The organism is Erythrobacter sp. SCSIO 43205 (assembly GCF_019904235.1).
Classification (GTDB): Bacteria; Pseudomonadota; Alphaproteobacteria; order Sphingomonadales; family Sphingomonadaceae; genus Erythrobacter.
In genome coordinates, this window is the sequence record NZ_CP063202.1 from 1,189,227 (window position 1) to 1,215,251 (window position 26,025).

Genomic DNA, 26,025 nt, shown 5'->3' on the forward strand with positions numbered 1-26,025 from the left:
ACAAGGTTGGACCACCATGGCGCAAGTCCCCGAACTCAGCGAAGACGATATCAAGCAGCTTTTGACCGATCACCCCGAATGGGAATTGGCGCGCGAGGGCAAGGCAATTCAGCGCACCTTCCAGTTTGACGATTTCAGCGAGACGTGGGGCTTTATGAGCCGCGTCGCGTTGCTTGCTGACAGCCACGATCACCATCCCGAATGGTTCAACGTCTATGCCAAGGTTGAGATTACGCTGACCACGCATGATGCCGGAAGCAATGGCGGTGCAATTTCGATCCGCGATGCAAAAATGGCGCGCGCGATTGATGCGCTTTTGTAAGCGGCTCGCAGCGCTTTAATTCCGGCCCATCAAGCCGCTCGCCTTGCGCTGTTGTTTGCGCACAAGGCCCGGCATCCAGCGTTTCACGAAATTGATGCGCTTGGCGGTTTTGCCGACCAGATAATGCACATCGTCGCCGTGTACTGCGTCCCAAACGGCCTTGGCGACTTCGACGACTGGCGTAATCTCCAATCCTGCCTCAAGCACGCGAGCGCGGATCTGTTCGTTCTCGCCCCTGTGGCCCGTGCCATCCAATAATGGCGTTTCGATAAAGCTGGGGCAGATGGAGGACACCTTGATCCCATCTGAGGCCCATTCTGCATCAAGGCTTTCTGCAATACTGCGCACGGCGAATTTCGTCGCGGAATAGACGCTCATGCCAGAGCCGCCGGTAATGCCTGCAGCGCTCGCCGTGTTGACAAGGGCAGAGCCGGGGGCTGCGGCTTTGAGATAGGGATAGGCCGCCTGCGCCCCATAAAGAACACCGCGCAGATTGATGTCGAGGCACGCGTCAATTTCATCTTTCTCAAGATCGGCGAGCGCGCCGCCCGTTCCGATCCCGGCATTGTTGAACATGACATCAATCTTGCCACCAGCAGCGGTCGCCGCCGATTGCAGCGCCACGTCCCACGCTTCGCGGTCGCGCACATCGAGCCTATGGGAGTATTTAAAGCCGCCTTCGATCAGGCCGAGCGTATCCTCCATCCCCTGAACATCGACGTCGGCGATGGAGACGAACCATCCGCGATCACCGAAATATTGCGCCACCGCGCGGCCAATGCCCGATGCGCCGCCGGTGATGAAAATGTGGCGGCGTGGCTGTGATCCCGAACTCATGGCAGTTCCCTCTCCCAAAGAAAATCGCCCGAGGAGTAGCCCCGGGCGATTGATTTGTCATGTCTTGGTTTCGTCATTGCGAGCCGAAGGCGAAGCAATCCATGACCTGAGGTTTCAATCAGTTGGAACGGTGGTCCATGGATTGCCGCGTCGCCCGGACACATCCGGGCTCCTCGCAATGACGAGGTTAAAAAGCTACCCTCCAATCGCCTCTTCAAGACCGTTGACGTGCTCAGCACCTTCAACAATCTCGGCGGTCGATGGGGCGAGTACATCGCCCAGTTCTTCTGAGCGTCCGCCGATGCATTCGGAGAGGAAATTCTCGGCAATACCGACAAAGGCGATGGAGTTGGTGGGCTTGGCGAAGCCGTGGCCTTCATCGGGATAAAGGACGTAGGTCACCGGGATCCCTGCCTCTTTCATCGCGCCCACGATCTGATCGCTCTCGGCTTGCTTGACGCGCGGGTCGTTCGCACCTTGCGCAATCAGCAGCGGCTTGACGATTTGGTCCGCCTTGTAAAGCGGGCTCGCGGCCTTGAGCAGCGCGAGGCCTTCTTCGGTGTTCGGATCGCCCATACGGGTGTGGAACAGCTTCACCACTGGCGCCCAGTAAGGCGGGATCGTTTCAAGCAGGGTTTCAAGGTTCGATGGGCCAACAATATCGACACCGCAAGCAAACTTGTCCGGCGTAAAGGTCAGACCCGCAAGCGTCGCATAGCCGCCATAAGATCCGCCCATGATCGCCGTCTTGTCTTCCAAGGCGATGCCTTCGCCAATCGCCCAATCGACCGCGTCGATGAGGTCGTCGTGCATTTTGAGGCCCCACTCAAGATTGCCTGCGTTGAGGAAGTCTTTGCCAAAGCCGGTTGAGCCGCGGAAGTTCACAGACAGCACCGCATAGCCGCGGTTGGCGAGCATCTGATGGTAGGAGTTAAAGCCGTAATCGTCGCGCGCCCATGGACCGCCGTGGACGAGCAGAACCATCGGCACAGCCTCATCAGGACGCCCGTCGCCATCGCTGTCTGAACCCGGTGGAAGCGTCAGATAGGAGGGCAGGGTAAGCCCGTCGCGGCTGGTAATCTCAACCGGGTGCATGGGCTGCAAAGGCATCCCCTCAAGCTCTGGCCGCGTGGTGTAGAACGGGGTGAGCGTCTCAGTATCGCGGTCGTAGATGTATGTCGCGGTGGGCGCAGTCATGGGGTCATTCCACACGATCCAGGTGCGGTCATCATCGGTGCGGCTGTTGATGCCAAAGTCGCCTTCGAGCTTCTCACCAAGCCAATCGAGCGATGCGCCCAATTCCTCGTCAAGCGCGGTCCATTCATTGCGCAGATAGTTGACCGAATAGGCCTCAACCACACCCGTCTTGGGATCGCGGATGGTGCCGCCAATATCGGCCTTGTCGTCCTCTGCGATGAGGGTTTTCTCGCCGGTCGCGGTGTCTTGAGCATAGAGGGCAGCGGTGTTGCGGCCACGGCTGTCGAGCCAATAAAGGATCGACCCGTCAGTGGTGTAGCCTGCTGGATTGGTCGTCAGCGAATCTTCCATTGCCGTCGTCTCAAACGGCTCATCGGCAACCACATTGTCGGTGATTGTGAAATAGTCCGTGCCGCCTGCCGCATTCTGGCGCATCGCCATGCGAAGCGTCAGCGTGTCATCGGCCATAAAACCTGCATAGCCATTGTTCTCATAGACCAGGGACAGCTCCCCAGTGGTGAGATCAAGCAAATGAACGTCGTGGAATTGAGGATTGCGGTTGTTGACGCCGACCAGCACCTTGTCCTTAATCGTTTCGGATGCGCCTACGATCTGGATACGGGTGTTCTCAAACGGGGTGAGGGTTTTCTCTTCGAGCGTGTCGAGGTCAATCTGATAAAGCAGGAAATTCTCATCCCCGCCTTTATCCTGAACATACATGATGCTCTCACCATCGGGCGCCCAGAAATACTGGCGGATGGGCCGGTCGGTGGAATTCGTGATCACTTTGCCCTCATCGGGATTGTCGCGCGGGGCGACCCAGATGTTGAGCACGCCGTCCTTTGGGGCAAGCCAGCTGAGCATGGAGCCATCAGGACTGATCTGGCCCCCGGCGCGGGTGGGATTGCCGAACAGGGCATCGCGCGGGATCAAAGGAGTGGCTTCGGCAGTCGTTGTCATGTGGGCTCCGTGTGAGGCGTGATTATCGGCGCTTGCAAGCGCCGGAATGGTGAGCAGGGCCGCTGCCGCCGTAGTGGCGAGCAGTTTTGCGTGAGATTTGAGTGTAGACATGGTTGGCACTCCTCTTCGTTTCAAGCGGATAGGACAATAGGTGTATTGTGCTATTACTACACGTGAGAGGCTGGTCGGCAATGCCAATTGATCGGATTTGGAGCGCTGTTGGTCGGTAGTCGCGGAGTGCCTAGAGGGCTGGGTTGGCATAATAATGCCAAGTGAACAGCGCGAGGCTTGACCGCTGTGGGGACCACCCCTCACCAAGCTCCCGGCATTCCTTTTCCTTGGGGCGTTCGGTGAGGTCCAAGAGCCGCTTCACGCCCTCTTGCACGGCCAGATCGCCCGCAGGCCAGATGTCGCGCCTACCTTCTGCGAACATCAGGTAAATCTCCGCCGACCAGCGACCGATGCCCTTGATCTGGGTGAGTTCGGCGATGGCTTCTTCGTCGTCATCGGGAAGGGCATCGAAGTCGACCGCGCCTGCCTCGACCAGTTCGCACAGACTGCGCGCATAGCCCTGTTTCTGGCGCGACAAACCACAGGCACGCAATGTGTCGAAATCGCGCTTGAGCAAGCAGGAAGTCGTGAAGTTCTCTCCAAGCTCACCTTCGAGCTTCGCCCACATAGAAGCGGCTGCTGCGACCGACACCTGCTGGCCAACGATGGTGCGCAGCATAGTTTTGTAGCCACGCTCACGAATACGCGGCTGAGGATAGCCGATGCGCGCCAATTCTTCGCTCACGCGGGCATCGCGCGCCGCCACCGCATCCAGATCCTCGCGTAAAATTTGCGCCGTTAATCCCACGAGGGGCCACCTCCGTCTTGCCATCCTTGGCTGAAACACCTAGCTGATTGCGCGCAAAACCCAAGAGCGCTGTCTTGCGCTCAAAGTCATTACGAGGACAACCAACCCATGCCCAAGCTCATCGTCACCAACCGCGACGGCGAAACCAGCGAAATCACTGTCGACGAAGGCATCACCGTCATGGAAGCGGTGCGCGACAATGGCTTTGATGAACTCCTCGCGCTTTGCGGCGGGTGCTGTTCGTGTGCGACTTGCCACTGCTACATCGAAGGCGGCGACTTGCCAGAGATGAGCGAAGACGAAGACGACCTTCTGGAAAGCTCAGACCACCGCAAGGAAAATTCGCGCCTTTCGTGCCAGATCCCGGTCACGGCCGAAACTGACGGGCTTAAAGTTACTATCGCGCCTGAAGATTAAGTTTGGTTGAGGCCGAAGGGCCAAGCGGCTATTTCAGGCGCCATGAATATAACCAAACCTTTCGGTGACACGCTCGCCCTGATCGGCAACACGCCTCTCGTTCGCCTTGAAGGCGCAAGCGAAGAGGCAGGGTGCGATATTTGGGGCAAGTGCGAATTTGCCAACCCAGGCTCTTCGGTCAAAGACCGCGCCGCCCTATTCATGATCCGCGATGCAGAGACGCGCGGAGAGTTGAAGCCGGGCGGCACAGTGATCGAAGGGACCGCTGGTAATACGGGCATCGGCATTGCACTGGTCGCCAATGCGCTGGGCTATAAGACGATTATCGTCATGCCCGATAACCAGTCGAAGGAGAAAATGGACACGCTGCGGGCATTGGGTGCGCAACTTGTCCTAGTTCCCCCGACAAAGTACGCCGACCAAAACCACTTCCAGCACGTCTCGCGCCGCATGGCCGAGGAAACAGACGGTGCGATCTGGGCAGGGCAGTTCGACAATGTCGCAAACCGCCGCGCTCATATCGAAGGCACCGCACCTGAGCTTTGGGAGCAGACGGCCGGTAAGATCACCGGCTTTACCTGCGCGGCGGGAACGGGCGGCACGATCGCTGGTGTTGGCATGGGGCTGAAAGAGGAAAACCCCGACATCCGCATCGCGCTTACCGATCCGCATGGCGCGGCGCTTTACAGCTATTTTGCTACAGGCGAGCTTAAGTCAGAAGGCTCAAGCGTTGCAGAGGGTATCGGGCAAGGCCGCATTACCGCCAATCTCGAAGGTGCGCCGATCGACACGCAATTCCGCATCTCTGATGAAGAAGGCCTCAAATGGGTCGAACAGCTCCTTCGCGAAGAGGGGCTTTGCCTTGGGCTTTCTTCAGGCATTAATGTTGCGGGCGCGGTCGCGCTGGGCAAGCAATTGGTCGCCGAGGGGCAGGAAAACCCGCAGGTCGCAACGATCCTTTGTGATACAGGCTTTCGCTATCTTTCCACGCTTTACAATCCGGAGTGGCTTCGCGAAAAGGGCTTGCCCGTTTTCGATTGGCTGGATCAAGCCTGACCCGGCTCGGATAGGGTGAGCCTTGCCCGCGTTTGAGTGCATAGAACAGCAATCGACAAGAGCGGACCTGCGCGCTAAAAGTTCACGCCATGGCTAGCGGACGATTTCAGCAAAGCGTTGAAAAGGCATCTCGCAGTGCGGGCGGGATAACCCAGCGCCTGGGCCTCACCCATGGCGGAGGGTCCAAAGCTGAATCCACGCAGCGTTTGCAGATCGGCCTGTTCGGGCTTGGCTCGATGGTGCTTTTAATCGGGCTTGCCACGATTATCGGAAATCAGGCCAATTTAACGCAGGAAAGCGCGGTTCCTCAGGCTGCTCCCACAACAGAGCCAAGCGAGGCCACACAGCAGCGCGATCCTTTGGCTGATGCAGGGATTGTGCCCTTGCCGGTCGAAACGCCCACCGGGACTGCGGAAGGCAGTGTGGTGGAGGATTTGCCTGACACCGCAGTCGAGGACACTGCCCCCCTCGAAGAGGCAGGCGCGCCCTAGTTTGCGCTGCGCATACAGGGTGAGGCGTAAGGGCCAACCCCTTGAGATAATTTACATTTGACGATTTGGCTGGCGCTTTTTCTCTGTTTGGGGATAATGCGGGAAATCGCGCTGGTTTGCCTTAGCACAATCGGAATCGCTTGGGGATTTGGCGGGAATCGGCGCGAAATTGCTGGGTTTTTCTGGGGATACCGCGGGAAATCCCCCCATTTGGAGCGGTGTTTGGACGAATTTGGTCACATAAAAGTCATTGTTAATCAATATTTTACCACATAATCCCGTGAAATCCCTATAAAACCCTAGAAACTTCGGGGCATCCCCGATATGTCTAGGCTCCATCAAACAGGTCGAATTGCCCCGTGTCGCTGATCTCAGTCGGCACGCTGCTCTCGCTTGGCTGCGAGGGTGGTGGCGGGCAAGTCGTGACTGATCGACCTGTTTGAGTGGCGCAAGCGTGACAGCAAGCGTGACGAAATGTGTGACGGGGGGCTGGGTGGCCCTCCCTTCATGCGAACGGGAGTGATTGAGGGCGTGTCAGGGGTGCACAGATATAATGGCCAAGCCTATTCGCCCGCGGGCGATAAGGGTCGTTATGTGCTGCCGCCTGCCTTTCGCAAGGTGGTGAAGGATAGCTCTGGCGGCTCGAAGACTTTGTGTCTCGCTGTCCATGACCGCTACAACTGCCTGATTGGCTTTGGCTTGTCCCACGCAGACGGTTTCGACGAGCAGATCGAGAAAGAAGAAGAACGCGCCATTCGCCGGGGCGAGGATTTCGACCCTGACGCGCGCGCAGCCCAGCTTTACGGTTTTGAGCAAGTGCCGTTTGATGATTCGGGCCGCTTTGTCATGCCCGAAACCTTTCGCGATCTCGATCTTGCAGGCGATGGCCTGTATTTTCACGGCAGCGGCAAATTCTTCATGGTGTGGAAGCCTGAAGAGCTTGAGGAAATGGGCAATGATTTCCGCGCCGCGAAAGCGTCTTGCAAATCGCAAATGGCCAAAGCTCAAGCGAAAGCAGCGGGCAAAGAGGGTAAGGGCAAATGAACGCCCCGCATATCCCTGTCCTCCTTGATGAGGTGGTCGCCAGCCTGAGCCCTCAGCCCGGCATGACCATCATCGATGCAACCTTTGGCGCAGGCGGCTATTCGCGCGCGATGCTGGAGCGGGGTGCTCGCGTTTACGGTTTCGACCGCGATCCCAATGCGATCCGCGACGGTCAGGCGATGGTTGCTGAATACCTTGCTGGCCAGAATGGGGGCGAGCTTTCGCTTCATCAGGAACGCTTTTCGCAAATGCGCGAAGAGATGGAGCGGATCGGCGTGCCTCAGGTGGATGCCGTCGTGATGGACATCGGCGTATCGTCCATGCAGCTCGATCAGGAAGAGCGCGGCTTTTCTTTTCAATCCGATGGCCCGCTTGATATGCGCATGAGCCAGGCGGGCGAGAGCGCAGCGGACTTTCTCAACACCGCTGATGAAGCGGCGATTGCCGATGTGCTTTATCATTACGGCGAAGAGCGCCAGTCGCGCCGCGTCGCCCGCGCAATCGTTGCGGCGCGTCCGCTGGAGACGACGGGTGATTTTGCCCGCGTGGTGCGCCGCGCTCTGGGGCACAAGCCGCATGACAAAAAAGATCCCGCGACCCGTTCCTTTCAGGCGGTGCGCATCCATGTGAACGATGAGCTGGGAGAGCTTCGTGCAGGGCTGAAAGCTGCTGAACTGCTTTTGAAGGAGGGCGGGGTGCTTGCCGTCGTCAGCTTCCACAGCCTCGAAGACCGCGTGGTCAAACGCTTTTTCAAAGAGGCGAGCGGAGCAGGCAAAGCTGTCTCGCGCCATCTCCCCGGCGAAATTCCCGGCCCTGCGCCAACCTTCACAAAAGTGTCCAAAGCCATCCGCCCCAGCGAGGCAGAGATCGAGCGCAACCCCCGCGCCCGGTCTTCCACCCTCCGCCACGCCGTCCGTACCTCAGCCCCCTCAATCGAAGGAGCAGCCCTATGATCCCTAACGGTTCCCGTATTCGTCAGATCGGCTGGGCGGCGGTGCTTTTGGCGTGTGTCGCGCTTTTCGCGATTTTGAGCTTTCAGGTGCAGACCGTGAAAAGCGAAGTGCTGCTTGCAGAGCGCGAGATCGTCTCGCTTGAGCGCGAAGTTCTGATGCTCGAAACGGAGTTCCAAACCCGCGCGAGCCAGCGGCAGCTTGCCGAATGGAACGCGATTGAGCTTGGCTATAAAGCGCCGCGCGCTGACCAATATCTTGAAAACAATCGCCAGCTTGCCTCGCTTGGGCAGGATGCGCGGCCTGATGCGCCAAGCCCCATCCGCGTGGCACGCGCCCAATTGTCGGCAGCCGACATGAGTGCTGATGACATGGTGTCGCCCATTAGTGGTGCGCCGGTCACTCTGGCATCGGTTAATGTGGGTGAGGATGCAGGCGCGGTGTTTGCCGATGCCTTTGGCGAATTTCTGACTGAGGCATCGCCCGTCCGGCCTGCGAATGCGCAGAACCTCCAAAGCTCAGGCGAATATGAGGCTGCGACGATGTTGGCAGAGGCTGGTCAATGAACACTTTCGCCCTTCGAGGTGGCCTTGGCGGCCTTTCGGGCACCGGAGTTGAGACGCAGCCGCTCACCGAGCCGCAAGCGGGCCAAACAATGGCACGCACAGTTGCTCGTCCGGCAGGGCGCGTTCAATCCGCCCGGCAAAGGGCCGAGTATCTGACCACCGCGCGGCAACGTCTGCTGCTTTTGCTTGGATGTTTTGCGCTTGTCGCGGTGATTGCGCTTTTGCGGGTGGGTTATCTTGGCCTTGTGGGGTCTGCGCCGACGCAGCCCAGTCTTTCCGAGGCATTGCTGCCTCCGCGCGGTGAGATCACTGACCGCAATGGCACGCCGCTGGCGCGCAATTTTCCAGCCTATGCTCTTTGGTTTAATCCAAAGGCGATGGGCGATGATGGCGCGCCGCTGGTGCAAGACCCTGCCGCTGTCACCGCGCAACTGAAGACCATATTTCCTGAACTCGACACCGCGCGCACCATGCGCATCCTCAAATCGAAGCGCGGTGGATATGTCATTCGCCGCATTCTTCCTGAAGATGCGAACAAGGTGCTTGGCCTTGGCGAGATCGCGCTTGAAGTGCCGCGCGAGTTTGATCGCCATTATCCTCAAGGCGCGCTGGGTGCACATATTCTGGGCTTTGTCCGTGAGAATGTTGAAGGCGTGAATGAGGGCGTTTTCGGGATGGAGCAGGTGCTCGACAATCAACTTGCAAGCCGCGAGCTTCGCGGTGAGCCTGTGCCACTGTCGATTGATCTGCGCGTTCAGGGTGCGCTTGAAGATGAGCTTGGCAAGGGGATGCTCGCAACCGATGCGAAAGGCGCTGCGGGCATCGTTCTGGATGTTGATACAGGCGAAGTTCTGGCGATGGCCTCGCTCCCTGCTTTTGACCCGAACCTTTCCAATGCGCACGCCTCGGCTAACATCGCAAACCGCGTGACCAACCGCGTTTATGAGCTTGGTTCGACCTTCAAACCGATCACCGTTGCCGCAGCAATCGACGCAGGGGTGGTGCGCAACATGGGCAAGGAGTGGGACGCGACCGATGTTGAAATCGCAGGGCGCAAAATCCGCGATTTGAAGCCTTACGGCCAGACCCTCAACGTGCCTGAAACCCTTGTTGTTTCCTCCAACACGGTGACAGCGCGCGTTGCTGATGAACTGGGCGCTGAAAGGCTGCGTCAGGTGATGGTCGATCTGCAGATGAACGGGCGGCCTACGATTGATCTGGAAGAGCGTTCGATGCCGCTGTGGCCGCAGGAATTGCCAAATGGCAAATGGTCGCGCATCACCAATATGACGGTGAGTTACGGCCATGGCATCGCGGTTACACCGCTGCACCTCGCCAATGCTTATGCTGCGATGGTCAATGGCGGGATTTGGCGGCCAGCGACATTGCGCAAGATTGAGCCGGGCAAAGCGCCAAAGGGTAAGCGCGTGTTCAAGGCTTCGACCTCTTCGCGGATGCGTCAGCTTTTGCGCATGATTGCATTGTACGGAACAGGTCGCAGCGCTGATGCGCCGGGATACAGGGTGGGCGGCAAGACGGGCTCTGCGGAAAAAGCGGGCCGCGGTGGCTATCGTCAAACCTCTCTTATCACGACCTTCGCCGCCGCCTTTCCGATGGACCGTCCGCGTTATGTCGTGGTGACGCTGCTCGATGAACCACGCGGCACGATTGCAGCGAGCGCACAGCGCACCGCCGCCTTTAACGCAGCGCCTATAGTCAAGGAGCTGGTCCCTCGGATTGGCCCAATGCTGGGCGTGAAACCCGATGCCAATCGCGACGTTGATATTTCGGACCTGCGCTATCTGGTGAGGAGCGGCAAGTGAAGCTGAAGGCGCTCTTTGAACAATTGGGTCACGAGGCAGGCGGCATCGCAGATGTCGCCATCACTGGTTTTGCAATTGACCACCGCAAAGTCGCGCCCGGCACCGTGTTCGGCGCGTTCCGCGGGGCAAAGTTCAATGCGGAAGATTTCATCCCCGCCGCAATCGAGGCGGGTGCAGTGGCGGTGATTGCATCACCTGAAGCAAAGGTCGAGGGCGCTGTTCATATTGCAAGCGATGAGCCGCGCCAGACTTTCGCCCATGCCGCCGCCACATTCTTTACGCCCGTGCCTGGCACTGTCGTTGCGGTCACTGGCACCAACGGCAAGACAAGCGTTTCGGAAATGACGCGCCAAATCTGGCGTATGTGTGGGGAGCGCGCAGCGAGCATCGGAACGCTTGGTGTGACGACACCCGATGGCAGCGTCTCAACCGGGTTTACTACGCCCGACATCGTCACATTCTTAAGCAATATGAGCGGATTGGCGCGTGAAGGCGTCACCCATGTCGCCTATGAAGCGTCCAGCCATGGCCTCTCGCAATATCGCAATGAAGGTTTGCGCGTGCGTGCAGGGGCTTTCACCAACTTAAGCCGCGATCACCTCGATTATCATGGCACGATGGATGAGTATTTCGGCTGCAAGATGCGTCTGTTTGCTGAAGTCGTGGAATCAGGCGGGCACGCGGTTATCTGGCACGGCGATGATGAAAACGAATGGACGAAAAGCGCGATTGCCAGCGCCAAAGCGGGCGGCCTCAACGCATTCACGGTCGGGGAAAAGGGTGAGCACTTACGGCTCATAAGCCGCGAAGCGACGCAGCTTGGCCAAGTCCTTGAGGTTGAGCACGCTGGCGAGGTTCGCACGATAAAGCTGCCGCTGATCGGCGCGTATCAGGTTGCCAATGCGCTTGTGGCGGCAGGTCTTGCTCTGGTCACTGGTTCGCAGGCTAGCCAGGTTTTCGATGCCGTCTCACGGCTTCAACCTGTGCGTGGCCGGTTGGAGCGCGCGTGCATCACTGGATCAGGCGCGCCAGCTTACGTCGATTACGCGCATACGCCTGATGCTCTTGAAGCAGCGATTGCGGCGCTGCGGCCTCATGTTGGGGATGGCGGACGCTTGATCGTGGTCTTTGGCGCTGGCGGGGACCGTGACACGGGCAAGCGCGCGCCCATGGGTGCGGTTGCTGCGAAGGCAGCGGACGTGGTGATTGTTACCGACGACAACCCGCGCGGCGAAACGCCTGCGGATATCCGGCGCGCGGTGCTTGAGGGGGCAGGTGAACAAGCCCATGTGCAAGAGGTAGCAGATCGGCGCGAAGCCATTCTCGCTGCCATTCGCGAAGCAGGGGCAAACGACATCATACTCATCGCCGGAAAAGGGCATGAGCAAGGGCAGATTATCGGGTCTGGAGACAAAATGCAGGTTTTGCCGTTTGACGATGTAGAAGTGGCGCGTGAATGCGCGGCTGAGGCGGTTGCCCCATGAGCCAGTCACACGCACTGCTTCGCCAATGGCCTGCTGACCCGCGCGATGCTCTGCCGCTCGCCTTATGGGATGCGGCTGCAATTGAGGCAGCAACAGGCGGGAAGGCATCGAATCAATTTCAGGCATCGGGCATCGAAATGGACAGCCGCGATGTTCGCCCTGGTGATGTGTTTGTCGCGCTCAAAGGTGAGGCAATGGACGGGCACAAGTTCATCGCTGCCGCTTTCACTAAAGGCGCGGCGGCCGCGATTGTCGATCGCCCGGTCGATTTTCCTCACGTGCTGGTCAAAGATACCACAGAGGCGCTCCACGCCCTTGCTCACGCCGCGCGTGATCGTAGCAGCGCCGTGCGCATTGGCGTTACGGGCTCGGTCGGGAAAACGGGCGTAAAAGAGGCGATTTTTGCCTCATTGGACCGTTCAAGCAGAGGCGCAGCCCATCGCAGCGTTCGCAGCTATAACAACCACGTCGGCGTACCGCTCAGCCTCGCACGCCTTCCAGCGCGCGCGAAATATGGCGTGTTTGAAATGGGTATGAACCACGAGGGCGAAATTGCGCCTTTGTCTGCCCATGTGCGCCCGCACGTTGCGCTTATCACGACGATTGCGCCTGCTCACATCGAGAATTTAGGCTCCCTTGAAGCCATCGCGGACGAAAAGAGCCAGATTTTTACAGGGCTGATGCCCGGCGGTACCGCGATTATTCCCGCAGACAGCGAGCTTTCTGCGCGCATGATCGCCAATGCAAAGGCGCTTGGGGTCAAGATTGTGACCTTCGGACGCAGCGAAGACGCGGACGTTCGCCTGCTTGATGCTATCCCAAGCGAGAATGGCGGCTCAATGGTTACAGCGCAGCTCGGTTCAGGTGAGGGCCTTGCGCGGGTTTGCTATACGGTCGCAGAACCGGGCGAGCATTGGATTGCAAACTCGCTTGGCGTGATCGCCGCAGTGCGCGCGGCAGGCGGTGATTTGGGCGCAGCGGGACTGGCGCTGGCTGAGATGGGCGGCCTCAAAGGACGCGGTGCGCGGCATAGTGTGGATGTGCCCGGCGGCACTGCGCTGCTGATCGATGAAAGCTACAACGCCAATCCAGCGTCGATGCGTGCGACCTTGAAAGCGCTGGGCGCAACCCCTGCGCTAAGGCGCGTTGCGGTGCTGGGTTCGATGAAGGAACTCGGCGATTTTGGTCCTGATTTCCACCGCCAGCTTGCAGCGCCGCTTGCCAAGGAGGGGATCGACCATGCGATCCTGGTGGGTGAAGAGATGCAGGCGCTTGCCAGCGAACTCACACGGGCGGCTTCAAATTCGCTTGGCTTTAAGCCCACTTTCGATCAATGCGACACGCCTGCCGAGGCGATCGACGCTTTGGACGCATTTGGCCTGACGCATGGTGACACTGTGCTGGTCAAAGGCTCCAACTCCGTCGGGCTTGGCAAGCTTGTTTCACATTACACGAGTTCGCCCGGCTAAAGGCGGCAAGAGGGATCTGGATGCTCTATTGGATCGCAGACTTTTTAGGCTTTGAGGGCGCGCTGAATTTGGTGCGGTATCAAACGTTCCGCTTTGGCGCGGCGTTGATGACGGCGCTTTTCCTTGGTCTGATCATTGGCCCGCGCCTGATCGATATACTGCGCGTGCGTCAGGGCAAGGGGCAGCCGATCCGCGAAGACGGTCCGCAAAGCCACCTTGCGAAACGCGGCACGCCGACAATGGGCGGCCTTTTGATCCTCGTCTCAATGGTGGTTTCACTCTTGATCTGGATGGACCTATCCAACCCGTTCGTCTGGGCGTGTCTTGCGGTCACATTAGGCTTTGGCATCATTGGTTTTGTTGATGACTACGACAAGGTCACAAAGAACAGCCATGCAGGCCTTTCTGGTCGTATCCGCTTGCTCTTGGAATTCGGTGTGGCGGGCCTTGCAAGTTACATCATCGTCGGTGAGATCAGCACCAATCTCTACATCCCGTTCTTTTCCGACGTAGAGATACCTCTAGGGCCGTTTTATTATGTCTTTGCCGCCTTTGTGATGGTGGGCGCGGGTAATGCCGTCAACCTGACCGATGGTCTTGATGGGCTTGCTATCATGCCGGTCATTATCGCCAGCGGCACCTTTGCCATTATCGCTTATCTCGTGGGGCGCGCTGATTTCAGCGAATATCTTGGCATCCCGCACGTTCCGGGCGCGGGCGAGCTCGTAGTTTTTTGCGCAGCGATCATGGGCGGGGGGCTCGCCTTTCTGTGGTTCAACGCGCCGCCTGCGGCAGTGTTTATGGGCGATACCGGAAGCCTTGCATTGGGCGGGGCGTTGGGCGCGATCGCGGTTGCCTCTCACCACGAAGTTGTGCTGGCGATTGTTGGCGGGCTGTTCGTGCTCGAAGCGGTTTCAGTTATCGTTCAAGTTTTCTGGTTCAAGCGCACCGGCAAGCGGGTTTTCCGCATGGCGCCCATTCACCACCATTTTGAACAATTGGGCTGGTCGGAAAGCAAGGTCGTGATCCGGTTCTGGATCATCGCCATCGTGCTCGCTCTGATCGGACTTTCGACCCTCAAACTGAGGTAACCCTGCAACCCTTTAGTTGATGAAACACCTGCGTAAGTGATCATTTCGAAAAACGCCTTTTCCAACAAATCCTACAGCGTGCTCGGCCTCGCGCGCTCGGGCGCGGCTGCGGCGGAAGCCTTGTTGGAAAGCGGCGCGAAAGTGACCGTTTGGGACCGCCAGGATGTGGCGCGCGCTCGGTTTGAGGGGCGCTGCGATATTGCCGATCCGCTGGAAATGGACCTCACTGGTTTTGACGGTCTGGTGGTTTCTCCCGGCGTGCCACTCAACACCCATCCCATCACACAGCACGCGGCGAAATTCGGCGTGCCGATCATCGGCGATATTGAGCTTTTCGCGCTAGCCCGGCCCAATCTTCCTCCCCACCGGGTTGTGGGCGTCACAGGCACGAATGGCAAATCAACCACCGTGGCGCTGATCCACCATATCCTGACGATGGCGGGGCTACCGTCTTTGCTGGGCGGCAATATTGGCGAGCCAATCATGGCGCAGACCCCGCTTGAACCCAATGATGTGGGAGAAGGCGTTTATGTGCTTGAGCTTTCAAGTTATCAAATCGACCTGACGCTGAGCCTCGATCCGGAGGCAGCAGCGCTTACCAACATCACGCCCGATCACCTTGATCGTTATGATGGCTTTGCTGCTTACGCTGCGTCGAAAGAGCGCCTGTTCGAGATGCAATCGGCGCACAATCTTGCGGTGTTCGGCACGCTCGATGAGCCAGCGGGCGCAATTCATGAACGCCAAAAGGCGCGCCGCGAAGAAGGGCGCGTGATCGCAGCGGATTTGGAGGCTTTGAAAGCGCTTCAGCCGCAGTGGCCATCGCTTCAAGGTCCGCACAATCTTGAAAATGCTGCCGTGGCGGTTGCTATCGTCGAAGAGCTTGGCGTTACCCCTGCGCAGTGGCAGCACGCGCTCCCGCGCTTTCGCAGTCTTCCTCACCGCATGGAACTGGTGTGCGAGGAACGCGGTGTTGTCTTTATCAACGACAGCAAAGCGACCAATACCGCTTCCACTGCGCCTGCGCTCGCCGCCTATCCGCCAAGCGCGGACATCCGTTCAGGTGCGCCGCGTGTGCATTGGATCGTGGGCGGGCTTGCGAAGGAAGACGGGCTGGGTGAATGCGAAGCCATGCTCAGCAATGTCGCGGCTGCCTATACTATTGGCGAGGCTGGCCCACGTTTCGGCGAACTCCTGACTGGCCGAGTGCCGCAGGTCCATAATTGCGAGCTTGCTTGCGAAGCGGTGCGCCGTGCGCGTGAGGCGGCTGAGCCTGGCGATGTGATCCTCTTCTCGCCCGCCTGCGCAAGCTTTGACCAGTTTCGCGATTACGAGAACCGGGGCGACCATTTCCGCAAGCTTGTGGGCGTGATCGCCGAGGAAGGCGATTGCGAACCCGCCGCGTGCGCCAACACCGACGAAGATTACATCAAGGGGGACATCGCATGAGCCTGTCAGGACGACCGCCGGGTTTGAATTCCGTGCGCGGCGATGCGCGCTTCCATGCTCCCGTTGCTGTGCGGCGCGGCTTTGGTGACCGTGTGCTTATCTGGTGGCGCGAAGTGGACAAATGGCTGCTTGGCATGGTGCTGTGCCTGATGGCCATTGGCACGATTGCAGTGGCCGCTGCCTCGCCTGCGGGTGGTAAGCAATATGGCATTGATGACTTTGCCTTTTTCCAGCGCCACCTCGTGTTTCAGATGATGGGACTTGCGATCATGCTGGGCGTTTCTTTCGTCAGTCGCGAAGACGCGCGAAGGCTTGGCATTGTGCTTGCCGTGGTGATGCTGTTCCTGCTGCTGCTCGTCCCGGTCTTCGGGTTTGAGCGCAACGGGGCAAAGCGCTGGCTTAATGTGGGGATGTCCTTGCAGCCTTCGGAATTTCTCAAGCCCGGCTTTGCCATTTTGCTTGCTTGGATGCTGTCATGGCGGATGCGCGACGAGAGTTTGCCGGTGCTTGGTTATGCAACGCTTGCGATGGTGCTGGTTGCGGCGCTTTTGATGCTGCAACCCAATTTGGGCGCTGCCATCCTGTTTGCAGGCGTCTGGTTTGTGCTGGTGCTTTTGTCAGGCGTTTCGCTCTTGCGCATGGGCGCTCTTGTCGCAGGCGGCATCGGTCTGATGACGGCGGCCTATTTCCTTTATGACAATGCGCGCCACCGCATCGACAGCTTCCTTGGCGGAGGCACGGCTTACGATCAGGTGTATCTCGCTGAGCGCACATTGACCGCTGGCGGTTGGACGGGCAGCGGTTTGTGGCTTGGCACGCGCAAGATGACCCTGCCCGAAGCGCACACGGATTATATTTTTTCGGTCATCGGTGAAGAATTTGGCCTGCTTGCCTGCGGCGTTATTCTCATCCTTTATCTTGCCATTGTCGGACGCGCGCTGGTGCGACTTGTGAATGAAGAAAACCTCTTCGCATTGCTCGCTGGCGCAGGGCTTGCGGCGCTGATCGGGGGGCAGGCGTTCATCAATATGGCGGTGAACCTGCAACTCTTCCCATCCAAGGGGATGACACTGCCGCTGGTAAGTTATGGGGGATCATCGACGCTCGCGATTTGCCTTACCTGCGGGCTGCTCTTAGCGATTACCCGTCGTAATCCATTCCTGGAGCGTGACCGGCCGGGCCTTACGGACCTCATCGGGCGCTCAGGCAAAAGAGCAAGGCCGAAAGCTTTCCTATGAGCAATCAGACCACACCGACAGGAGCGAGCCGCCATTTTATCCTCGCAGCTGGAGGAACCGGCGGGCATTTGATCCCGGCTTTCGCTTTGGCCGAGGAACTGCACGCGCGCGGGCATCATGTGGCTCTTATCACCGATGAGCGCGGCGCAAATATTCCGGGCAAGCCTGACTTTCTCACCGCCCATGTTCTGCCAGCAGGGCGCTTCGGCAAAAATCCGCTCAAATGGTTTGCCGGGCTCAAAGCGGTGCGCGAGGGGCGCAATATGGCGCTTCGCCTGTTTGATGCGGTGAACCCCACGGCGATTATCGGTTTTGGCGGCTATCCCGCTTTCCCGGCCTTGCTCGCTGCGCGCTCGTCAAACCTCATCAGTGTTGTGCACGAACAAAACGCGGTGCTGGGCCGGGTCAACCGTTTGCTTGCAGGCGGTGTCGCAGCGATTGCGACATCCTATCCCAACGTCCAGCGGTTGAAGCCCAAATATGCCGACAAGGTGCATCTGGTTGGCAATCCGGTGCGCGAAGAGGTGCTTGCGCTGAGGGATGAAGAGTTCCCCGTGCTCACCGAAGAAGGGCTCTTGCGGGTACTCATTACCGGCGGCTCTCAGGGCGCGAGCATTCTTTCAGATGTGGTGCCCGATGGACTTGCGATGTTGCCTCCAGTGCTGCGCTCGCGTCTTCAGGTGACACAGCAATGCCGGCCAGAGGATCTGGAGAAGGTGCGAGAGCGCTACGCCAATCACGACATTCCGGCAGAGCTTGGCACCTATTTTGAAGATATGCACGAACGGCTCGCTGGCACACATCTGTTCATCGGGCGCGCAGGCGCTTCGACAATTGCTGAGCTGACCGCCGTGGGCCGGCCTGCCATCCTTATCCCGCTGCCGATTGCGACCGACGACCATCAGGCGGCAAATACCGCCGAAATCGTCAAAGCGGGCGGGGCGCGCATGATCCGGCAGGACAAATTCACGCCCAAGGAGCTTGCCAAGCAGATACAGGCTCTCGCGCAAAATCCGGGCAGCCTCGCCAATGCAGCGCACGGCGCATGGAATTGCGGGCGACCCAATGCGGCGAAGGATTTGGCTGACCTTGTCGAGAGCCTTGGCGGGATTGACCTGATGGACGTGATCCGCGTGGGCGAGGGTGCGCCTAAGGCATCGGCAGAGGTTGCTAAAGCGCAGCCGGCCAATTGCGATAATTCTCAGGATGCCGCCGCATGAAGGGTGTTGGCACTGACATAGGCACGATCCATTTCGTCGGCATTGGCGGGATCGGTATGTCCGGCATCGCAGAGGTGATGCACAACCTTGGTTACTCGGTCCAAGGCAGCGATCTGGCCGAAGGGCCAAGCGTCGAGCGCCTTAGAAAACGTGGGATCACCGTGCACATCGGCCACGCCAAGGAGAATGTCGAAGGCGCTGCGGTGGTTGTCACCTCAACCGCCGTTCGCCGCACTAATCCCGAGGTCGCTCACGCTTTGGAACACCGCATTCCAGTGGTGCGCCGCGCGGAAATGCTGGCTGAGCTTATGCGGCTTAAGTCCACCGTTGCGGTTGCGGGAACGCATGGCAAGACGACAACGACCAGCATGATTGCGAGCCTGCTCGACAAAGGCGGCATCGATCCCACCGTGATCAATGGCGGCATTATCGAGCAATATGGCTCGAACGCGCGGCTTGGCGATAGCGATTGGATGGTGGTCGAAGCCGATGAGAGCGACGGGAGCTTCCTGCGCCTTGACGGCACGATCGCGGTTGTCACCAATATCGATCCCGAGCACCTCGACCACTACGGCGATTTCGCCGGGGTGAAGCGCGCTTTCGTTGAGTTCATTCACAATGTGCCGTTTTACGGCGCTGCGATCCTTTGCGTCGATCATCCAGAGGTTCAGGCGGTCATCGGAGAAGTGCGCGACCGCAAGGTTGTGACCTATGGGTTCTCGCTTCAGGCCGATATTTGCGGGGTCAACGTCCATCCCCATGAAGGCGGCAACACGTTCGATGTGATCGTGCGTCAGCGGGGAGAGGAAGATCGCCGCATCGAAGGTGTCCACCTGCCCATGCCGGGCCGTCACAATGTTCAGAATGCTCTGGCTGCGATTGCTGTTGCGGTTGAAATGGGCTGCCCCGATGATGTGATCCGGGATGGCTTTGCCAGCTTTGGCGGTGTGCGCCGCCGCTTTACCCGCGTTGGCACTGTGGAAATGGAGGGCGGTCTTGTCCGCGTGATCGACGATTACGCTCACCATCCGGTCGAGATCAAAGCCGTGCTTGGTGCTGCGCGTGAAGCGGTTCCAGAAGGGCGCGTTATCGCCGTGGCTCAACCGCACCGCTACACGCGTTTGCGCGACCTCATGGATGATTTCCAAAGCTGCTTTAACGATGCCGACATGGTGTTCGTCACGCCTGTTTACGAGGCGGGCGAAGACCCGATTGAGGGGGTCGATGCGGCCGCACTTGCCGCCGGCCTTGCCGCGCGTGGTCATCGCTCAGCGCAGACAACTCCAAGCCAAAGCGAGCTTGCCAAAGCGCTTGCCGAAAAAATCGCACCCGGAGACATCATTGTATGTCTTGGCGCGGGGGATATCACCAAGTGGGCCGCTACCCTTAGCGAAGCAATTTCGGCGATAAGGGAGGCATGAGCGCTCAAATGAATATGAACCAGCCCTCCACACAAGCCGGCGACTGGGTCGATAGGGACGATGGCCGCGCACCGACCTGCACGGTCGAAGGAAGCGTGGACGCTGGCGTCCCGGTCGAAAATGTGCGCGGCAAGCTGACAAAGGACGCACCGCTTGCCAAACACGTGTGGTTCAAAAGCGGCGGCAATGCCGATTGGCTGTTTGAACCGGCGGATCTGGACGATCTTAAAAACTTCCTCGAAGCGCTCGATCCTGGCATCCCCGTGATGGCTCTGGGGGTTGGCTCCAACATGATCATCCGCGATGGCGGCGTTCCTGGAGTGGTGATCAAGCTTGGCGCACCTTTTGCCGAGGTCAACGTCACTGGCGATACGACGATTAAAGCGGGTGCCTTTGCTCCCGTCAGCGTCCTTGCAAGACGCGCAGCGAAGGCTGGCATTGATGGCCTTCGCTTCTTCATCGGCATCCCCGGTTCGGTCGGCGGCGTCACCAAGATGAACGGTGGCTGCTACGGACGCGAGACGTGCGACGTGCTGGTCGATTGCGATGTGATCCTGCCAGGCGGCGAGTTTGTCACGCTCACCAACGCCGACCTGCAGTATTCCTATCGCCATTCAGCTTTGCCAGAGGGCGCAGTGGTGGTCGCGGTCCGGTTTGAAGGCTTTCCCGGCGACCCGGAAGAGATCAAGGCAGACATGGCGCGCATTTCCAATCAGCGTAAGGACAGTCAGCCCATCGGTTCGATGACCGGCGGCTCGACCTTTAAGAACCCGGAAGGCCATTCGAGCTGGAAGTTGATCGATGATGCAGGGCTTCGCGGGTTTACCCACGGCGGCGCACAGGTCAGCGATAAACACTGCAATTTCCTGATCAACACCGGCAATGCAACCTCAACCGAGATTGAGGAATTGGGCGAGTTGGTGCGCGAAAAAGTTTACGCCAATTGCGGCATCATGCTGGAATGGGAAATCCGCCGGGTGGGACGGCCATGAGCGTGTCTGGCAAACATCCCCACAACCCTCTCCACGTCGTCGTCCTCATGGGCGGCTGGGCGAATGAGCGTGAGGTTAGCCTCATGTCGGGCGCGGGCGTTGCCGATGCGCTGGAGATGAACGGGCACCGCGTCACGCAAATCGATATGGACCGCGATGTGGCGGCGAAAATCGCCGCGGCAAAGCCCGATGTCGTGTTCAACGCGCTTCACGGAGTTCCGGGCGAAGACGGTAGCGTGCAAGGGATGCTCGATCTGATGGGTATCGCTTATACCCACTCCGGCCTTGCGACCTCGGTTATCGCGATTGATAAACAACTGACCAAGCAGGCGCTCACTCCCCACGGTATTCCAATGCCCGGTGGGCGGATCGTGCCTTGCGAAGAGCTTTACGAGCGCGACCCGCTGCCGCGTCCTTATGTACTGAAACCTGTCAACGAAGGCTCTTCGGTTGGCGTCGCAATCGTTACCGAGGACTCAAACGTCGGCAACCCTATTTCGCGCGATGCCAAGGGCCCGTGGCAGGAGTTTGACGAGCTTCTCGCCGAACCCTTCATCAAGGGCCGCGAACTCACAACGGCGGTGATCGACGGAGCCTCTGGCCCGCGCGCGCTTGGCGTCACCGAACTGATCGTTGACAACGGTTTCTACGATTACGAAAACAAATACACCGAAGGGCGAACCCAGCACGTTTGCCCCGCGCAAATTCCGCCGGAAATCGCTGCGCTTTGCGAAGATTACGCCGTTCGTGCGCACAAAATCCTTGGCTGTCACGGAACAAGCCGCACTGATTTTCGCTGGGACGAAGAACTGGGTGAAGAAGGCCTTTTTGTGCTGGAAACCAACACACAGCCGGGAATGACACCTTTAAGCCTCGTTCCCGAACAGGCGCGTGCGTGCGATATTGGATATGCCGAACTCGTCGAATTGATCGTGATGGAAGCGCTGCGAGTGCATGAGGGCAAGGTGAACCAGGCGGAGAAGGCCGATGGCTAAGATCACGCGTTCATCGAGCAAGGGCGTGCGCCGTGCTGCCAAATCGCAAAGCCGCGCGGCGACTGCGCGCCGGGCCAAGGCGAAGACCGGCGGCGTGCTCGATACCATCATGGGCTGGCTGCCGTTCACTGAAGAGCAGTGGAGCACGATCTGGCTCACGCTGATTATCGGCGGCGCTGTTGGTATTGCCTTTGTGATTGCCAATCTTGCCGGCGTTCCTGCCATGGCGGAGCGCCAAGTCGCGCTGATCGCGTCGGACGCAGGGTTTGAGGTCAAACACGTGCGCGTGACCGGCACCACTCGCATGGATGAACGCGAAGTCTATGCCCGCGCTCTCGCGCAGCAAAACCGCCCCATGCCAACAGTCGAGCTTGAGGCTTTGCGCGAAGAATTGCGTGAACTTCCCTGGGTCAAGGATGCGCGCGTCTCGATCCAGCTTCCCTCAACTCTGGCCATCGACATCGTTGAACGCGAACCCCATGCCGTGCTGGAAATGCCCGATCGCTTGGTGCTGATTGATGCAGAAGGGGTAGAGCTTGCCCCGGTGGCCGAGGATAAAGCTGCTGGAAAGCTACGCATCAAGGGGCCGGGCGCTGCCAAACAGGTGGCGCCGCTTGAAACTCTGCTTGCCGCAGCGCCTGCGCTCGGTCCTCAGATTGAATCGGCCGAATGGGTCGGCAATCGCCGCTGGAACCTTGAGTTTAAGAGCGGTCAGAAGCTTGCTTTGCCAGAAGGGGCTGAAGCATCAGCAACGGCGCTGGTTAAGTTCGCTCGCATGGATGGTCAGAACCGTCTGATCGGCGGGCAGGTCGCGACATTCGATATGCGAAGCCCTCCGCGTGTTTATATGCGTGTGCCCGGCCGTGCGGATGCGGTTGAGATGGGGAACCCATAATGGCCAAGGCCAAGCCTGCACCAAAATACACCGCCAATAAGGCGCGCCTGACCAAAGTGTTTGGCGCGGTCAATGTCGGATCGTTTCGCATTTCGGCCATGATTATGGGTGAAACCGAAACGGGTGAGCTTGTGGTGCTTGGCTCTGGCCACAGGGCCAGCAATGGGGTGAAGCGCGGTTATATCACCGATATGAAGGCGGCAACCTACGCCATTCGTGATGCGGTGGAGCGCGCGGAAAAGAACGCGGGGACGAGCGTGCAAAGCGTTTGGATCGCCTGCGCAGGCGCTGGGCTTAAAAGCGACATTACTACGGTCGAAATCGAGATCGGCGGCAGGCGCATCGAAGAGGAAGACATCGAACAACTCTTGTTCGATGCGCAAGGGATGATCGACCCCAACGGGCACAGCGTTCTGCACGCAATCCCGGCGCACTACACCCTTGATGGCGCGCATGGCGTTGCAAACCCACGCGGTCTTCACGCAGAGCGACTAGGCGTTGATATTCACGTGATGCTCGCTGACGGTGCGCCTGTGCGAAACCTGATGGAAGCGGTGCAAAGCGCGCATCTCGATGTCGAAGCCGTGGTCGCTGCGCCGCTTGCGTCAGGCTATGCCTGCCTCACCGAAGAAGAGCGCGATCTGGGCGTGGCATTGGTTGAGATCGGGTCGGATGTGACCAATGTCTCGGTCTTTGCTGGCGGTATGCTGCTAGGCCTTCGCTCAATCCCGCTTGGTTCAGGCGATATTACCGATGCCGTTGCCAGCGCCTTTGGTATTCGCCGTTTTCAGGCAGAGCGTCTGAAATGCGTGTCGGGCTCCGCCATCGCATCGCCCAGCGATCACCGCGAAATGATCCCCGTCCACGGCCCCAATGAAGCAGAGCCCGGAGCGCCAAGCACCACCAATGCACGCGGAGCCGATGACAAAAACCGCATTGCGCGCGCAGAGCTTATCTCGGTCATCACGCAAAGCCAGTCGCAATTGATGGGCGAAATTGGCAAGGCCCTGAAAGAGCTTGGCTTTGCAGGCGTACGCGGCGGACAAGTCGTGCTTACCGGGGGCGGCGCAGAGCTTGCAGGACTGGCCGAATTTGCGCAAAGCGCGCTTGCCATGCCAGTGCGCATTGGTCAGGCATCGGCGCTAACCGGACTTCCCGAAGCACACGCCACACCGGGTTTTTCAGGACTTGCGGGGCTTTGTCTTTATGCGGCTGCTGATCCGGTGGACATTCGCGCGGTCGGCGCGCGCTACAGCGAGGTCCATGATTTTGGCGGTTCTGTAAACCTGTTTGCAGGGCTCGCGCGCCTATGGCGTGCGCTCAAAGAGAATTTCTAGCTATTGGTATTTGAATTCAACGTTTTGATTGCCAATTGAAAAGGATTGAAACCCCGTCTTGCACCACATCCCACTGTGGATAAGGACGCGTTAAGTATAACGGACACATCACGAATGTGTCACAGAAGTCTAACCTTGCGCCATAAGTGCACTAAATGGGCGGCAAGGTCTGGAGGATTAAAGCCATGAGCATCAACATCGGACCAGCAGCAACAGACGATCTTCGTCCGCGGATTACCGTCATCGGGATTGGCGGTGCTGGCGGTAACGCGATCACCAATATGATCGAGTCCGAGATCGAAGGTGTCGACTTTATCGTCGCGAACACTGACGCGCAGGCTTTGGCCTCCTCGCCAGCGGAAACGCGTATTCAGCTTGGCCCGGACATTACCGGCGGCCTTGGTGCAGGCGCACGGCCAGAAGTTGGCAAAGCTGCTGCTGAGGAAACCGTATCCCAGATCGAAGAGGCGCTTGAAGGCGTCAACATGGTCTTTATCGCTGCTGGTATGGGCGGCGGCACGGGTACGGGCGCGGCTCCTGTTATCGCTGAGGCTGCTCGCCGCAAAGGTGTCCTGACCGTCGGCGTTGTGACAAAACCCTTCCTGTTCGAAGGCACGCGCCGGATGCGTGCAGCCGAGGCTGGCATTGCTGAGCTGCAAGAGCACGTCGACACTCTGATCGTTATTCCGAACCAGAACCTGTTTCTGGTGGCCAAGCCCGAAACGACCTTCAAACAGGCGTTCCAACTGGCTGATGAAGTGCTTCAGCAAGGTGTGCGCTCGATCACTGACCTGATTGTCAATCCGGGCCTCATCAACCTCGACTTTGCCGATATTCGCGCAGTGATGAGCGAAATGGGTAAAGCGATGATGGGCACGGGCGAGGGCGAGGGTGAAAACCGCGCTCTAAATGCTGCAGAACAAGCCATCGCTAACCCGCTGCTCGACGGTGTTTCGATGCAGGGCGCGCGCGGTGTCATTATCTCGATCATCGGCGGCGAAGACATGACGCTGATGGAGCTGGACGAGGCGGCGAATTACATCCGCGATCTGGTGGACGAAGATGCCAATATCATCTGGGGAAGCGCGTTTAACCCTGATCTGGAAAACCGCATCCGGATCTCGGTTGTAGCAACCGGTATCGAAGCAGCTGCCGGAGCCGAAGCTCCACGCGCAGCACCTCAGGCGTTCGCGGCAGCACGGCCGCCCAAGCGTCCCGTGCTCGATCTTTCCGGGGAGAGCGAAGCGAATACGGACGATGCACCATCGCTTGATGCTGAACCGGAGGAGGCACCGCGCGCTCCTGCTATCCCGACTGTCCCAAGCTCATTCAGCGATGAGGGGGCAGATTCGAAAGACAACGGCGGTGATAAAGAGCCCTTCGATTTGTCCGGTATGCAAGCGGGCGACGATATGGGCGATGAAGATGATGATGTCGACGAGATCATCGATCCGCTCGCCGGGCTTCGCGGCGCTGAGGAAGACGATCCAGACCTTCTGGAGACATCGGAGGAAGACGCACTCGACCTTGATGCACAATATCAAGAGCGTCCTGCCAAAGAAGGCACCTCCGTCGATTGGGCCGCATCTCAGGATAGCGGACAAAGCGGCGGCGATGACCTTTTGGGTGATGCCGATCGCCTCGTAGAGCGCAATGAGCCTGTCTCACCAAGCGCCAGTGCTGGAGGCTCCGCTGGAGGCTCTGCTGGAGGCTCTGGCGGAGCGCCTTCCGGTGGTGCTGCTGGTGGCGGCGCTGTGGGTGGTGGCACCTTGTTTGAGCGTATGGCGAACCTCTCACGCTCCTCTGGCTCGGCCGAGGACGAGGATGATGAAGAGGACGGCGATGATGATGCACCAGCGCTTTCCATCCCGCGCTTCCTTGGTAGGCAGAACAACCAGTAAGCGGCTCAAAA

The 26,025-nt window shown here is 59.0% G+C and carries 23 protein-coding genes; 20 read left to right on the forward strand and 3 right to left on the reverse strand.

Features of this window, described 5'->3' with window-relative positions:
• The first annotated feature begins 16 nt into the window (after positions 1 to 16).
• Positions 17 to 322 carry a 4a-hydroxytetrahydrobiopterin dehydratase gene (locus tag INR77_RS05545; protein ID WP_223072947.1) on the forward strand — a complete coding sequence of 102 codons (306 nt, stop codon included), beginning with the start codon at positions 17 to 19 and terminating at the stop codon, positions 320 to 322.
• Positions 323 to 337: 15 nt separating this feature from the next.
• Here the strand turns inward: INR77_RS05545 and INR77_RS05550 are convergent, their stop codons facing one another.
• From INR77_RS05550 to INR77_RS05560, 3 genes are all read right to left on the reverse strand, one after another.
• Positions 338 to 1,159 (reverse strand): SDR family oxidoreductase, encoded by an 822-nt coding sequence (locus INR77_RS05550; RefSeq protein ID WP_223072948.1) that lies wholly within the window; start codon positions 1,157 to 1,159, stop codon positions 338 to 340.
• A 195-nt stretch (positions 1,160 to 1,354) separates the two neighbouring features.
• On the reverse strand, positions 1,355 to 3,427 hold the full coding sequence (locus INR77_RS05555; RefSeq protein ID WP_370632292.1) for an alpha/beta fold hydrolase: 2,073 nt from the start codon (positions 3,425 to 3,427) through the stop codon (positions 1,355 to 1,357).
• Positions 3,428 to 3,557: 130 nt separating this feature from the next.
• Entirely contained in the window at positions 3,558 to 4,175 is a 618-nt protein-coding gene (locus tag INR77_RS05560; RefSeq protein WP_223072949.1) for a DNA-3-methyladenine glycosylase, read from the reverse strand.
• A gap of 108 nt (positions 4,176 to 4,283) precedes the next feature.
• Here INR77_RS05560 and INR77_RS05565 point away from each other — a divergent pair, with 108 nt between their 5' ends.
• From INR77_RS05565 to ftsZ, 19 genes are all read left to right on the forward strand, one after another.
• Entirely contained in the window at positions 4,284 to 4,592 is a 309-nt protein-coding gene (locus INR77_RS05565; RefSeq protein WP_223072950.1) for a 2Fe-2S iron-sulfur cluster-binding protein, read from the forward strand.
• A 42-nt stretch (positions 4,593 to 4,634) separates the two neighbouring features.
• Positions 4,635 to 5,648, forward strand: coding sequence for a cysteine synthase A (locus INR77_RS05570; RefSeq protein ID WP_223072951.1), 1,014 nt, complete (start codon positions 4,635 to 4,637; stop codon positions 5,646 to 5,648).
• 89 nt (positions 5,649 to 5,737) lie between these two features.
• On the forward strand, positions 5,738 to 6,139 hold the full coding sequence (locus INR77_RS05575) for a hypothetical protein (protein ID WP_223072952.1): 402 nt from the start codon (positions 5,738 to 5,740) through the stop codon (positions 6,137 to 6,139).
• A 540-nt stretch (positions 6,140 to 6,679) separates the two neighbouring features.
• Positions 6,680 to 7,183, forward strand: coding sequence for a division/cell wall cluster transcriptional repressor MraZ (locus INR77_RS05580; protein WP_255573959.1), 504 nt, complete (start codon positions 6,680 to 6,682; stop codon positions 7,181 to 7,183).
• Positions 7,180 to 8,136: a 16S rRNA (cytosine(1402)-N(4))-methyltransferase RsmH gene (rsmH, locus tag INR77_RS05585; RefSeq protein WP_223072954.1), complete on the forward strand. Its 957-nt coding sequence runs from the start codon at positions 7,180 to 7,182 to the stop codon at positions 8,134 to 8,136. Before INR77_RS05580 ends, rsmH begins: the two co-directional genes overlap by 4 nt.
• On the forward strand, positions 8,133 to 8,699 hold the full coding sequence (locus INR77_RS05590; RefSeq protein ID WP_223072955.1) for a hypothetical protein: 567 nt from the start codon (positions 8,133 to 8,135) through the stop codon (positions 8,697 to 8,699). The genes rsmH and INR77_RS05590 overlap by 4 nt, the downstream gene beginning before the upstream one ends.
• A gap of 89 nt (positions 8,700 to 8,788) precedes the next feature.
• On the forward strand, positions 8,789 to 10,522 hold the full coding sequence (locus tag INR77_RS05595; RefSeq protein ID WP_255574001.1) for a penicillin-binding protein 2: 1,734 nt from the start codon (positions 8,789 to 8,791) through the stop codon (positions 10,520 to 10,522).
• On the forward strand, positions 10,519 to 12,006 hold the full coding sequence (locus tag INR77_RS05600) for a UDP-N-acetylmuramoyl-L-alanyl-D-glutamate--2,6-diaminopimelate ligase (RefSeq protein ID WP_370632293.1): 1,488 nt from the start codon (positions 10,519 to 10,521) through the stop codon (positions 12,004 to 12,006). Before INR77_RS05595 ends, INR77_RS05600 begins: the two co-directional genes overlap by 4 nt.
• The gene (murF, locus tag INR77_RS05605) at positions 12,003 to 13,475 is read left to right on the forward strand and encodes a UDP-N-acetylmuramoyl-tripeptide--D-alanyl-D-alanine ligase (protein ID WP_223072957.1); all 1,473 of its coding nucleotides are present in this window, start codon (positions 12,003 to 12,005) and stop codon (positions 13,473 to 13,475) included. Before INR77_RS05600 ends, murF begins: the two co-directional genes overlap by 4 nt.
• Positions 13,476 to 13,495: 20 nt before the next feature.
• Positions 13,496 to 14,566 carry a phospho-N-acetylmuramoyl-pentapeptide-transferase gene (gene mraY, locus INR77_RS05610; protein WP_223072958.1) on the forward strand — a complete coding sequence of 357 codons (1,071 nt, stop codon included), beginning with the start codon at positions 13,496 to 13,498 and terminating at the stop codon, positions 14,564 to 14,566.
• Between the two features lie 39 nt (positions 14,567 to 14,605).
• Positions 14,606 to 16,015 carry a UDP-N-acetylmuramoyl-L-alanine--D-glutamate ligase gene (gene murD, locus INR77_RS05615; RefSeq protein WP_223073427.1) on the forward strand — a complete coding sequence of 470 codons (1,410 nt, stop codon included), beginning with the start codon at positions 14,606 to 14,608 and terminating at the stop codon, positions 16,013 to 16,015.
• Positions 16,012 to 17,253, forward strand: coding sequence for an FtsW/RodA/SpoVE family cell cycle protein (locus INR77_RS05620; protein WP_223072959.1), 1,242 nt, complete (start codon positions 16,012 to 16,014; stop codon positions 17,251 to 17,253). Before murD ends, INR77_RS05620 begins: the two co-directional genes overlap by 4 nt.
• Entirely contained in the window at positions 17,250 to 18,473 is a 1,224-nt protein-coding gene (gene murG, locus INR77_RS05625; RefSeq protein ID WP_223072960.1) for an undecaprenyldiphospho-muramoylpentapeptide beta-N-acetylglucosaminyltransferase, read from the forward strand. Before INR77_RS05620 ends, murG begins: the two co-directional genes overlap by 4 nt.
• On the forward strand, positions 18,470 to 19,894 hold the full coding sequence (murC, locus tag INR77_RS05630; RefSeq protein ID WP_223072961.1) for a UDP-N-acetylmuramate--L-alanine ligase: 1,425 nt from the start codon (positions 18,470 to 18,472) through the stop codon (positions 19,892 to 19,894). The genes murG and murC overlap by 4 nt, the downstream gene beginning before the upstream one ends.
• Positions 19,891 to 20,886: a UDP-N-acetylmuramate dehydrogenase gene (murB, locus tag INR77_RS05635; RefSeq protein WP_255573960.1), complete on the forward strand. Its 996-nt coding sequence runs from the start codon at positions 19,891 to 19,893 to the stop codon at positions 20,884 to 20,886. The genes murC and murB overlap by 4 nt, the downstream gene beginning before the upstream one ends.
• The gene (locus INR77_RS05640; RefSeq protein ID WP_223072962.1) at positions 20,883 to 21,881 is read left to right on the forward strand and encodes a D-alanine--D-alanine ligase; all 999 of its coding nucleotides are present in this window, start codon (positions 20,883 to 20,885) and stop codon (positions 21,879 to 21,881) included. Before murB ends, INR77_RS05640 begins: the two co-directional genes overlap by 4 nt.
• A complete protein-coding gene (locus INR77_RS05645; RefSeq protein WP_223072963.1) occupies positions 21,874 to 22,776 on the forward strand; it encodes a cell division protein FtsQ/DivIB in 903 nt (300 codons plus the stop codon). The genes INR77_RS05640 and INR77_RS05645 overlap by 8 nt, the downstream gene beginning before the upstream one ends.
• On the forward strand, positions 22,776 to 24,113 hold the full coding sequence (gene ftsA, locus INR77_RS05650) for a cell division protein FtsA (protein ID WP_223072964.1): 1,338 nt from the start codon (positions 22,776 to 22,778) through the stop codon (positions 24,111 to 24,113). The genes INR77_RS05645 and ftsA overlap by 1 nt, the downstream gene beginning before the upstream one ends.
• Positions 24,114 to 24,298: 185 nt before the next feature.
• Positions 24,299 to 26,014, forward strand: coding sequence for a cell division protein FtsZ (gene ftsZ / locus INR77_RS05655; protein WP_223072966.1), 1,716 nt, complete (start codon positions 24,299 to 24,301; stop codon positions 26,012 to 26,014).
• Positions 26,015 to 26,025 lie beyond the last annotated feature (11 nt).

Coding starts and splice junctions, on each gene's coding strand:
- INR77_RS05545 (WP_223072947.1), top strand. CDS start 17: ATGGCGCAAGTCCCCGAACTCAGCGAAGACGATATCAAGCAGCTTTTG.
- INR77_RS05550 (WP_223072948.1), bottom strand. CDS start 1,159: ATGAGTTCGGGATCACAGCCACGCCGCCACATTTTCATCACCGGCGGC.
- INR77_RS05555 (WP_370632292.1), bottom strand. CDS start 3,427: ATGTCTACACTCAAATCTCACGCAAAACTGCTCGCCACTACGGCGGCA.
- INR77_RS05565 (WP_223072950.1), top strand. CDS start 4,284: ATGCCCAAGCTCATCGTCACCAACCGCGACGGCGAAACCAGCGAAATC.
- INR77_RS05570 (WP_223072951.1), top strand. CDS start 4,635: ATGAATATAACCAAACCTTTCGGTGACACGCTCGCCCTGATCGGCAAC.
- INR77_RS05575 (WP_223072952.1), top strand. CDS start 5,738: ATGGCTAGCGGACGATTTCAGCAAAGCGTTGAAAAGGCATCTCGCAGT.
- rsmH (WP_223072954.1), top strand. CDS start 7,180: ATGAACGCCCCGCATATCCCTGTCCTCCTTGATGAGGTGGTCGCCAGC.
- INR77_RS05590 (WP_223072955.1), top strand. CDS start 8,133: ATGATCCCTAACGGTTCCCGTATTCGTCAGATCGGCTGGGCGGCGGTG.
- INR77_RS05595 (WP_255574001.1), top strand. CDS start 8,789: ATGGCACGCACAGTTGCTCGTCCGGCAGGGCGCGTTCAATCCGCCCGG.
- murF (WP_223072957.1), top strand. CDS start 12,003: ATGAGCCAGTCACACGCACTGCTTCGCCAATGGCCTGCTGACCCGCGC.
- mraY (WP_223072958.1), top strand. CDS start 13,496: ATGCTCTATTGGATCGCAGACTTTTTAGGCTTTGAGGGCGCGCTGAAT.
- INR77_RS05620 (WP_223072959.1), top strand. CDS start 16,012: ATGAGCCTGTCAGGACGACCGCCGGGTTTGAATTCCGTGCGCGGCGAT.
- murG (WP_223072960.1), top strand. CDS start 17,250: ATGAGCAATCAGACCACACCGACAGGAGCGAGCCGCCATTTTATCCTC.
- murC (WP_223072961.1), top strand. CDS start 18,470: ATGAAGGGTGTTGGCACTGACATAGGCACGATCCATTTCGTCGGCATT.
- murB (WP_255573960.1), top strand. CDS start 19,891: ATGAGCGCTCAAATGAATATGAACCAGCCCTCCACACAAGCCGGCGAC.
- INR77_RS05640 (WP_223072962.1), top strand. CDS start 20,883: ATGAGCGTGTCTGGCAAACATCCCCACAACCCTCTCCACGTCGTCGTC.
- INR77_RS05645 (WP_223072963.1), top strand. CDS start 21,874: ATGGCTAAGATCACGCGTTCATCGAGCAAGGGCGTGCGCCGTGCTGCC.
- ftsA (WP_223072964.1), top strand. CDS start 22,776: ATGGCCAAGGCCAAGCCTGCACCAAAATACACCGCCAATAAGGCGCGC.
- ftsZ (WP_223072966.1), top strand. CDS start 24,299: ATGAGCATCAACATCGGACCAGCAGCAACAGACGATCTTCGTCCGCGG.